Annotated in this window: 11 protein-coding genes; 5 read left to right on the top strand and 6 right to left on the bottom strand. The window is 66.1% G+C overall.

What is annotated here, in order from left to right; genetic code table 11:
* The 3 genes from AO684_RS01025 to AO684_RS01035 form a co-directional block, all read left to right on the top strand.
* Positions 1-1,162, top strand: a 1,162-nt coding sequence (locus AO684_RS01025; RefSeq protein WP_152968310.1) for a nitric oxide reductase activation protein NorD, incomplete at its 5' end; no start/stop codon positions are given.
* On the top strand, positions 1,159-1,710 hold the full coding sequence (locus AO684_RS01030) for a cytochrome c oxidase subunit 3 (RefSeq protein WP_054300893.1): 552 nt from the start codon (positions 1,159-1,161) through the stop codon (positions 1,708-1,710). The genes AO684_RS01025 and AO684_RS01030, both read left to right, overlap by 4 nt.
* On the top strand, positions 1,707-1,952 hold the full coding sequence (locus tag AO684_RS01035) for a cytochrome C oxidase subunit IV family protein (RefSeq protein WP_054300894.1): 246 nt from the start codon (positions 1,707-1,709) through the stop codon (positions 1,950-1,952). Before AO684_RS01030 ends, AO684_RS01035 begins: the two co-directional genes overlap by 4 nt.
* 5 nt (positions 1,953-1,957) lie before the next feature.
* On the opposite strand, the gene AO684_RS01040 is transcribed toward AO684_RS01035, so the two are convergent.
* From AO684_RS01040 to AO684_RS01065, 6 genes are all read right to left on the bottom strand, one after another.
* Positions 1,958-2,656, bottom strand: a complete 699-nt coding sequence (locus AO684_RS01040; protein WP_054300895.1) for a Crp/Fnr family transcriptional regulator — start codon at positions 2,654-2,656, stop codon at positions 1,958-1,960.
* Positions 2,657-2,796: 140 nt separating this feature from the next.
* On the bottom strand, positions 2,797-3,585 hold the full coding sequence (locus AO684_RS01045; protein WP_054300896.1) for an SDR family NAD(P)-dependent oxidoreductase: 789 nt from the start codon (positions 3,583-3,585) through the stop codon (positions 2,797-2,799).
* A 54-nt stretch (positions 3,586-3,639) separates the two neighbouring features.
* Positions 3,640-4,530 carry a sugar phosphate isomerase/epimerase gene (locus AO684_RS01050; RefSeq protein WP_054300897.1) on the bottom strand — a complete coding sequence of 297 codons (891 nt, stop codon included), beginning with the start codon at positions 4,528-4,530 and terminating at the stop codon, positions 3,640-3,642.
* Positions 4,531-4,553: 23 nt separating this feature from the next.
* Complete coding sequence (locus tag AO684_RS01055; RefSeq protein WP_054300898.1) at positions 4,554-5,990, bottom strand: aldehyde dehydrogenase family protein; 1,437 nt, start codon at positions 5,988-5,990, stop codon at positions 4,554-4,556.
* Positions 5,974-6,789 (bottom strand): IclR family transcriptional regulator, encoded by an 816-nt coding sequence (locus AO684_RS01060; protein WP_054300899.1) that lies wholly within the window; start codon positions 6,787-6,789, stop codon positions 5,974-5,976. Before AO684_RS01060 ends, AO684_RS01055 begins: the two co-directional genes overlap by 17 nt.
* Before the next feature lie 4 nt (positions 6,790-6,793).
* Positions 6,794-7,564, bottom strand: a complete 771-nt coding sequence (locus AO684_RS01065) for an SDR family NAD(P)-dependent oxidoreductase (protein ID WP_054300900.1) — start codon at positions 7,562-7,564, stop codon at positions 6,794-6,796.
* A gap of 286 nt (positions 7,565-7,850) precedes the next feature.
* Here AO684_RS01065 and AO684_RS01070 point away from each other — a divergent pair, with 286 nt between their 5' ends.
* Both AO684_RS01070 and AO684_RS01075 read left to right on the top strand, forming a co-directional pair.
* On the top strand, positions 7,851-8,399 hold the full coding sequence (locus AO684_RS01070) for an OsmC family protein (protein WP_054300901.1): 549 nt from the start codon (positions 7,851-7,853) through the stop codon (positions 8,397-8,399).
* Positions 8,400-8,472: 73 nt separating this feature from the next.
* Positions 8,473-9,582: a glycerol dehydrogenase gene (locus AO684_RS01075; protein ID WP_054300902.1), complete on the top strand. Its 1,110-nt coding sequence runs from the start codon at positions 8,473-8,475 to the stop codon at positions 9,580-9,582.
* Positions 9,583-9,663: the final 81 nt, after the last annotated feature.

The raw sequence follows: 9,663 nt of genomic DNA on the forward strand, positions 1-9,663 counted from the left end.
CCGCCGCGCCCGCCGCCGCAAGGCCGATCAGGCGGATCGCAAGGACAGTTTCATCCTCCACAAGTTCGAGGCGATCCTGTCGATGACCGAATTCCTCAACCTCAACCGCCGGATCGAGGACGACGACGAGGATACCGCCGGCAAGGCTGCCGATGATCAGGAAGAGATCGGTCTGGCCCAGATTTCCAAAGCCCCGGCCACGCGGCTGAAACTGCATCTCGACCTTGCGCCCGAGGATGTGGACCGCGAGGCGCTGTCGGGCGTTACCACCTATCCCGAATGGGATGTGCGCGGCGGGGCCTATCTGCCCGCGCATGTCCGGGTGTTGCAGTCACGGGCCGAGGAAAGCCCGGCAATCCCCGCGTTTCGGGACGATCCGCGCGCCGCCGCCCGTATCCGCGCCGTCCGCCGCCAGTTCGAGGCCCTGCGTCCCGGCTTCGTCTCGACCGCTGGCCACCCGGAGGGCGATGTGCTTGACACCGAACGGGCGGTGCGCGCGCGGGTCGATTTTCTGGCAACCGGCGAAGGGACAGATCGGGTCTGGCGCCAGACAAGGGCCGAACGCCGCGATCTGGCGGTGTCGATCCTGCTGGACGTCTCGCGCAGCACCGAAAGCGCGCTGCCGGGGCACGGCCATGACGGGCGCAGCGTCATCGACATCGAACGCGAAGCACTGGCGGCACTGGCCTGGGGCCTCGATGCCTGCGGCGACCGTTTCGCCATCCACGCCTTTTCCTCGCTCCGCCGCCAGCGGGTCTTCGTGCAGGAGGTCAAGGGCTTCACCGAACCCATGTCTGCCAGCACCGAACAGCGCATCGCCGGGCTGCGGCCCGGCCATTACACCCGGCTGGGCGCGGCCATCCGCCATGTCTCGGCCGGGCTGACGCGCGAGGCGCGCAAGCGGCGGCTTCTGCTGGTGCTGACCGATGGCAAGCCCAACGACTTGGATCATTACGAGGGCCGCCACGGTATCGAGGACAGCCGCAAGGCCGTGCAGGAGGCCCGCCGCGCCGGGCATGCGGTGTTCGGTATCACGGTGGATCGGGACGGCAAGGACTGGTTTCCGCGCATCTTCGGCGCGGGGGCCTATGAGGTGATCGCCGATCCCGAAAAGCTGACCCGTGCGCTGCCCGCGCTCTATCGGCAACTGGTGACGGCATGACCACGCCGCAGGCATCCGTGCTGGACGATCTGCCTGGTGAGCTGATGATGTGGGTGCTGATCCTGTCGGAACTCGCGGTGTTCGGCGCCGGGCTGATGGGGTTTCTTGCGGTGCGGCTGACCGATCCGGCAGGCTTTGCCGAGGCGCAGACGCATCTGCACCGCACCGGGGCCGGGATCAACACGCTGGTTCTGGTGACCTCCGGCTGGCTGGCCGCACTGGCGCTGGAGGCGGCGCGGGCAGGGCGGCGTACCCGGTTGCGGGCGCTGCTGGCCGGGGCGGCACTGCTGGGTGGCGTGTTCCTGTTTCTGAAGGCGCAGGAGTATGCCGATCTCTGGGCCGCCGGTCTGACCTTTGACAGCCATGCGTTCTACACCTTCCACATGCTGTTGACCGGCTTTCACGCGGCGCATGTGCTGGCAGGGATCGTGCTGCTGGGTCTGGTTGGCTGGCTGGCCACCCCCCGCGCCGTTGAGGCGGGGGCGGCCTTCTGGCATATGGTCGATCTGGTCTGGGTGCTGCTGTTTCCGGTGGTTTACCTGATATGAGCGTCACCCGTGCCTGGGCCTGGCTGATCGCCCTCACCGCCACCTCCACCGCCGTCGCCGCGACCGGCCTTTCCGGGCGCTGGCTGGCACTGGTGGTGCTTGCGCTTGCCTGGGCCAAGGCGGAACTGATCCTGAACCGCTATCTGCATCTTGCGCAGGCTCAGAACATCGCGCGGGGATTCGCACTGGGGCTTGCGCTGTTCATGCTGGCCCTGACCGGCCTTGCGGTTGCGGCCCCCTGAAAGGATCAGCGCGCCCAGGCCATTGCGGGATCTTCCTCGGTATAGTTGCGCAGCGTTTCCAGATCCTCGATCCGGGCAATATTCTGCCGGATGGTGACGCCCTGTTCCTTCAGCCGTGCAAAGGCCCGGCTCAGGCTTTCGGGCTTCATCCCAAGGCGCCCGGCAATCAGCACCTTGTCATAGGGCAGCGTCACCTCGCAGGCGCCGGCCGGGCAGGGCGCCAGCTCCAGCAGGAATTCCGCCACCCTCTGCGCGCCGGTGCGGGCCTTGAGCTGTTCGACCTGCGCCACAAGGCTGTGCAGATGGGTAAAGGTCGCCGACAGGATCGAGATGGCGACTTCCGGGTTGTTGCGAATCTGCCGCAGAAAGCTGTCAGCCTCGATGCGGATCAGCGTGCAGTCGGTGACCGCCTCCGCCGCGACCGGATAGGTGTCACTGCGAAAGGCCACCGCCTCGCCGAAGGATTCGCCATTGGTGAACACGCCCACCACCGCCTCGGCGCCATTTGGCGCGATGCGGTAGAGCTTGATCCAGCCTTCGGCCACAATATAGATCGCGCTGGCGCGTTCGCCTTGCAGGAAGATCGTGCCGCCGCGCGGGAACTGGCGTATCCGTGCTTCCTCCAGCACCGATTGCACGACAGGTTCGGGCGCCGAGGCGAGCAGGATCGAGGCTTTGGCAAGCGCGACATGTTCGGATTTCATGGGGTATCCTTCGGCAGGGCGGGCCGTTCCGCCCGCTGTGCCAGACCTTACCGGCTTCGCCTGGCCGAAACCACCCATCGTGGCCCCAAAACCAGCACTTGCCGCAGGGTCGCCCGCAAACCTGCCTGCGCACCGCGCCGCTAGCCCTGCGTGGCCGTCATGCCGCCGTCGATCACCAGCACCGATCCGCTGCAATAGCTGGCCTCGTCAGAGGCAAGGAACAGGCATCCCGCCGCGATCTCTTCGGGGCGGCCGGGCCGCTGCATGGGGGACATCTGCCGCGCCTGCGCAGGGTCGTCAAAACCCTCAAGCAGCGATTCCACCATCCCGGTCGCGATATAGCCCGGAGCCACTACATTGGACCGGATGCCTTCCGCGACATAGGCGCAGCTCATGGCATTGGACAGGTTGATCATCCCGGCTTTGGCGGCGCAATAGGCATGTGCGCGCGGCAATCCGCGAAACCCTGATACGCTGGCCACATGGACCAGCGCCCCGCCGCCGCCCTGCCGCCGCATCTGCTGCACCGCCAGCCGCGACATCAGATAGCAGGAGGTCAGGTTGATCCGCATGACCTCGTCCCATTTCGCGGGATCGGTGGCGGCCACATCCTCCATCGACCCCGGCGACTGGCGCTGCCAGCTATAGCCGACGCCCGCCGCGTTCAGCAGGATGTCGATGCGGCCATGCTGTGCCAGAACTGCGGCCATCGCCGCCTCGGCGCCCGGCGCGAGGCTGATATCCTGCGCGCTATGGCCAAAGTCGTGGCCTTTCTGCCGCAAGAGCGCGCCTGTCTCCTCCAGCGCGGCGGCGGTGCGCGACACGCCTGTCACGCGGGCGCCCTCGCGGGCGAAGATCGCGGCGGCGGCCCGGCCCACGCCCGATCCTGCGCCGGTGATCAGCGCCACCTTTCCGTCCAGTCGTCCCATCGGATCTTCCTTTTCCCGATTGGCCGGGAGCCAGGGCACCCGGCACGGTGAAGTTCAGCCAAGCGCGCGGCGGTGCGCCTCGTCCCCCGACTTCACCAGAGCCCGCATTACCTCGAATGAATGTTCGGCCAGATCCTGACCGTCTTCCCAGGTGTCACGCCAGATCGCGAGGATCCCCAGCAGCGGCTGGTCGATCATCGTGGATGAGAAGCTTTCAAACGAGACCGGCCCGGCATAACCCGCCTCGCACAGCGCGCGGAAATAGGGGTTGAAGTCGATGTTCCCGGCGCCAAGGTAGCCCCGGTTGGAATCCCCGATATGGAAGAACCCGATCCGGTCGCCCGCATTGCGGATGGCCCGGCCGATATCGGTTTCCTCGATATTCATGTGATAGCTGTCGAGGTGGATCTTCACATTCTCCATCCCGGTATCCCGGCAAAAGGCCAGCGCCTGTTCGGCGGTATTCAGAAGGTTGGTTTCATAGCGGTTCACCACTTCCAGACCGATCTCTATTCCATGCGGCTGCGCCCGCTCCGCCACCCGCCGGATCGCTTCGACCGACGTGGCGCGGCCCTCGGCGGTGCAGGGCGCCAGATATTTCTGGAAGGCGGAATAGGTGATGCCGCTGACCATGAAACCGCCGATGCGGGCACAGGTGTCCACGGCCTCCATCAGAAAGGCCTCTCCCCGGGCTCGGATTTCGGGGTCGGGACTGGTCAGATCCTGATCTGCGGAAAGCCCCAGACAGACCGTGGCGCTCAGCCCGGCCTCGGCCAGCGCATCGCGGGTGATGCGGGTGATATCAGCTTCGGGCGGGGTGGGGGGCGTTTCGATGAAGTCATAGCCGATGCGCCGGGCCCCGCGGATCGCATGGCGCGCGCCCTCGGCATCCCATGTTTTCGACAGCACCAGCCAGTGAATGCCAAGGGGGTTGGTCTTTTTCATATCGTGTTCCTTTCTTCCGCGTCTCAGCCCCAGCCGACGACGCCCTTGATTTCGGTCACATCATCCAGCGCGAAATCCGCATATTCCCGTCCGTTGCCCGAGCGTTTGTAGCCGCCGAAGGGGGCGGCGGAATCCCAGGCGGGGTAATTCAGATAAACCGTCCCTGCCCGCATCTGCGTGGCGACACGGCGCGCGCGGTCGGGGTCGGCCGACTGCACATAGGCCGCCAGCCCGTATTCGGTGGCATTGGCCAAGGCGATGGCCTCGTCTTCGGTCTGGTAAGAGATGACCGACAGCACCGGGCCAAAGATTTCCTCGCGCGCCACGGTCATGTCGGGGGTGACATGACCAAAGACAGTGGGGCGCACATAAAAGCCCTTGTTCAAGCCTTCGGGGCGGCCCGGCCCTCCGGCGACGAGTGTGGCGCCCTCGGCGATCCCGGTGGCGATCAGCTGCTGGATCTTCCCGAACTGCGCGGCGCTGACTACTGGCCCGAGCTGCGTTTCCGGCGCTTCGGGCGGGCCGGTGCGAAAGGTGGCGGCGGCCCGCGCGGCGAGTTCCAGCACCTCGTCATGCCGGTCGGCGGGCACCAGCATGCGGGTGGGCGCATTGCAGGATTGCCCGGAATTGCCGAAACATCCCGCCACGCCCTTGGCGACCGCAGTCGGAAAATCGGCATCGGGCAGCAGGATATTGGCGGATTTGCCGCCCAGTTCCTGACTGACCCGCTTGACCGTGGCAGCGGCGGCCTCGGCCACCAGAATACCCGCGTGGGTCGATCCGGTGAAAGACATCATGTCGACATCGGGGTGCCGGGAAAGCGCAGCGCCCACGCCCGCCCCGTCGCCGCTGACCAGATTGAACACGCCTGCGGGCACACCGGCCTCGTCCAGGATTTCAGCAAAGATCAGACCTGACAGCGGCGCGACCTCCGAAGGTTTCAGCACCATGGTGCAGCCCGCTGCCAGCGCAGGGGCGACCTTGCAGACGATCTGGTTCATCGGCCAGTTCCATGGGGTGATCATGCCGATCACGCCGATCGGTTCGCGCAGCACACAAGTGCCACCTCGCATCTGCGAGAACGCATAGCTTTCCAGCGTGGTGATCATCTGCGTCAGATGCGCGCGACCGATGCCGACCTGAGCCTCGCGGGCGAAGGGCAGGGGCGCGCCCATCTCGCGGCTGATCGCGCGGGCCAGATCGTCGCTGCGCCGGTCGTAGACTGCAAGGATCGCCTGCAACAGCGCGATGCGGCGGTGCCGGGGCAGGGCCGCGTAGCCGGGGAATGCCGCGCGGGCGGCGGCAACGGCGCGATCCACGTCCTGAGCGCCTCCAAGGGCGATGGCACAGAATGGCTCTTCCGTCGCCGGGTCGATCACTGGCAGCCGGGGCGCGTCGCGACCCGCCACAGGGTCGACCCAGCGGCCGTTGATGTAGAACCTTTCAAGATGCGGTGTCATGGGAATGTCCTTCGGCTGGGGGAAAGCCCCCGGTGGGAAGCAGCAGCGCAGCCAGACGCCGCGCCGCGAATTTCAGACCTTCTGAGGTGGACTGCCGTTCTTCCGGTGGCATCCGGGCACCGAGCCCGATCAGCCCCAGCGCAAGGCGGCTTTCAGTGCGGCCAAGCGGCACCGGCACGGCAAGCGAGACGATGCCCTCGTGGATCTCGCCGTCACAGACCGCATAGCCACAGGCGCGGATGCGGCGGAATTCGTCATGCAGGGCGGTGTCCCCGGTCAGGGTGCGGTGGGTGAAGCCCTCGCGCGGGGCGCTGGCCAGAAGGCCCGCGCGAAACTCGTCGGGCAGGAAGGCCAGAATGGCCTTGGCCGAAGAACAGGCATGCAGCGGCCGCCGTCCGTGGGCAGGATGCAGATGTGGCTCACCCGGATCATCGGGATTGGCCGAAGCGAAGAGCATCACCTCGCCCCCCGTCAGCCGGGCGGCGAAGCTCGTCATGCGGAAGCGGCGCGCCAGATCGTTCAGCACGGGCGCGGCCAGATCCTGAAGCCCCGTCATGTCGAGGCTGGCCTGCACAAGACCGCAGAGCCGCGTGCCCAGCCGATAGCTGCGCCCGGACTCGCAGGGCTGAAGATAGCCGATGGCCAGCAACTGCCCGACGATCCGGTGTACGCTGGCACGCGGAAGCCCGGTCAGCCGCACGATCTGCATGAAGCCCAGCTCGTGCGGCGGCAGGGCGAAGACATCAAGGATGCGCGCCAGCCGTTCCGCGAAGCTGTCGCTGTCCGGTTCGGGGGCCATCGCGCTACCAGGCGGTGTAGCCGCCATCCACCGACAGGATCGAGCCGGTAAAATAGCTGGATGCATCCGAGGCAAGGAACAATGCGGTCGAGGCGATCTCGCGCGGTTCGCCAAAACGGCCCATGGGCGTCATCTCGACGTTCTTGGCATAGACCTCGGGCATGGTCTTAAGCTGCATCGTCATCTCGGTGCCGATATAACCCGGCGCGATGGCATTCACGCGCACGCCTTTGGTCGCCCATTCCACCGCCAGCGCCTTGGTGATGTGGTGGCAGGCCGCCTTGCTGGCCATGTAATGCGCGGCGAATTGCGGGCGGTTGATGATCAGCCCCGACATCGAGCCAAGGTTGACGATGGAGCCTTTGCCCGCCGCGACCATGTGGCGTCCAAAGGCGCGGGCGCACCAGAACACCGCATTGGCATTGACCTCCATCACCCAGCGCCATTCATCATCCGTCATGTCCAGCGCATCGGTCAGGCGCGAGACCCCGGCATTGTTCACCAGAATGTCGACGCGGCCGAACTGGTCCATCACGGCTTCGGCCAGGGCGTTCACGCTGGCGGTATCTGTCACATCGACCGGCATGGCGACGGCTTCGACCCCTTCGTCGCGCAGGCGGGCGGCGGCGGCTTCCCGCGTCGCGGGATCAATGTCTGCGACCACGATTCGGGCACTTGCCTCGCCCAGGGCGCGGCCGATCTCCTGGCCGATGCCCCGGCCGCCGCCAGTGACCACCGCCACGCGATCCTTCAGTCGATAAAGTTCGAGATACATGGTTCCTCCTGTTTTTCCTGATGTTTTGCCGCAGATCGCGGGGGGTGGTCCTCCAGCCGGCCCCTCGCGCCTGTCGCGCGGCAAAATCCTTTTTTTCCAGTGCCTTGATGGCAACCGGATGGTGCATTCCCGCCAGATTCGAGAAATTCGGTGCGGCGTTCGATTTCGTGTTGACAGTTTGACGATCTGGTTTTTAATCGCAACTGAAATCTGAGTATACCCAAAAATAAGACGACAGACAGCGACAGGCGCGGCCCGCAGCGGGTTCCGCCGGATGGGAGGACATATGCTGAATGGAATCGATACCGCCGGGCTGGCCGGGGCACGCGATGCGATCCGGACCGAACCGGCAGCGGGCATCGCGCGGTATGGCGTGGCGCTGGACTGGAAGCAGGGCACGCAGATCGAGGCCCGCGCCCTGACCATGAAGGTCGGTGCGGAGGAGATCGCGCGCAACTTCACCTGGGTTGTGGACGAGCCACCGCAGCTTCTGGGTCAGTCGACGGGGCCGACGCCGCAGGAATATCTGATGTCGGGCGTGGGTGCCTGCATCATGGTGGGTTTCGTGGTCAATGCGGCGGTGAAGGGTGTGGCCTTGCGCTCGGTCCGGGTCACGATGGGCGGTTCGCTGGATCTGGCGGGCTTTCTGAACCTGCGCCCGGATGCGCAGATCAAGATGGCCGGTCTGACCTATGAAATCGACGCCGACTGCGATGCCGACGAGGCAACCTTGCAGGACATCGCGCGCACCGCTTTCGAGTTCAGCCCGAATGCGATGACGGCGGTGCATGGTGTGCCGGTCACCGGCGGGCTGAAGCAGCGCCAGACGGCCTGAGTCACAACATCGGTGGCGCGGCGGAGGGGAGAGCCTCCGCGCCGCCTGCGACAACCGGCGGGGAGGAATGCCGATGTCTGAACGTGGATATGGAAGCTGCGCCAAATACATCCAGCGCAGGGGCGAGATTGATCGCGTGGGCGAACATCTGGCCAGCCTTGGCGCTTCGGCGCTGGTGATCGTGGACCCTTTCATCGACGAAACCTATGGCGCGCGGGTCGATGCCTCGATCGCAGCGGTCGGGGTTGCGGTGCAGAAAGTGATCTTCGGCGGGGAATGCTGGGAAGGCGAGGTTGACCGGATCGTCGCGGCAGCCGGTGACAGCCGCCCTGCCATCATTGCCGGGATTGGTGGTGGCAAGACGCTGGATACTGCCAAGCTGGTGGCCGCAGAGCTTGACGCCCGCATCCTGTGCTTTGCCACTGTCGCCTCGACCGATGCGCCGACCTCGGGGCTGGCGATGCGCTATTTCGAGGACGGCCGCACCGACCGGCCGATCTTCCTGACCCGGCATCCCGACATGGTGATTGTCGACCCCGAACTGGTGGTCCGGGCGCCGGTGCGTTTTCTGATCGCGGGGATCGGGGATGCACTGTCGACCTGGTACGAGGCGCGGTCCAACCGCGACAGCCGGTCGAAGAATTACATTGCGGGCGGCCAGGGGATGCCGCTGGCCGGGATGGCGATTGCGCGCGCCTGCCACGAGGCGCTGATGCGCGATGCACGCGGCGCAGTGGCGGCGGCCCGCGAAGGGCTGGTGACCCCTGCGGTCGAGAATATCATCGAGGCCAACACGCTGTTGTCAGGTCTGGGCTTCGAGAATTGCGGCTGTTCGGCGGCGCATGGCATCCATAACGGCCTGTCGATCCTGCCGGGCTGCCATTCGAAACTGCATGGCGAGAAGGTGGCTTTCGGAACGCTGTGCCTTCTTGTGCTGGAGGACCGCCCGCAGACCGAACTGGACGAGGTTTTCGCTTTCTGCGAGGACATGGGCCTGCCGACCACACTGGAGGCGATGGGGCTGGGTTCGGCCACACGGGAAGACCTGCTGCGCGCTTCGGTCGCGGCGCTCAACCCTGGCGAGGCAACCCATGCCACGGATGCCGAACTGACGCCGGAGGGCATTCTGGCCAGCCTGCTTGCGGTGGATGCGATGGGCCGGGCCCGGCTGGCGCGGGGCTGAACCCGCCATGCAAAGCACCATGCAGGAGGCCCCCCTGGGTATCGCCCGGCTGTTGCGCCATGTCGCAGCGGTGACCGGCGG

The organism is Gemmobacter sp. LW-1, from assembly GCF_001303875.1.
In the GTDB taxonomy this organism is placed as follows: Bacteria; Pseudomonadota; Alphaproteobacteria; order Rhodobacterales; family Rhodobacteraceae; genus Gemmobacter; species Gemmobacter caeni.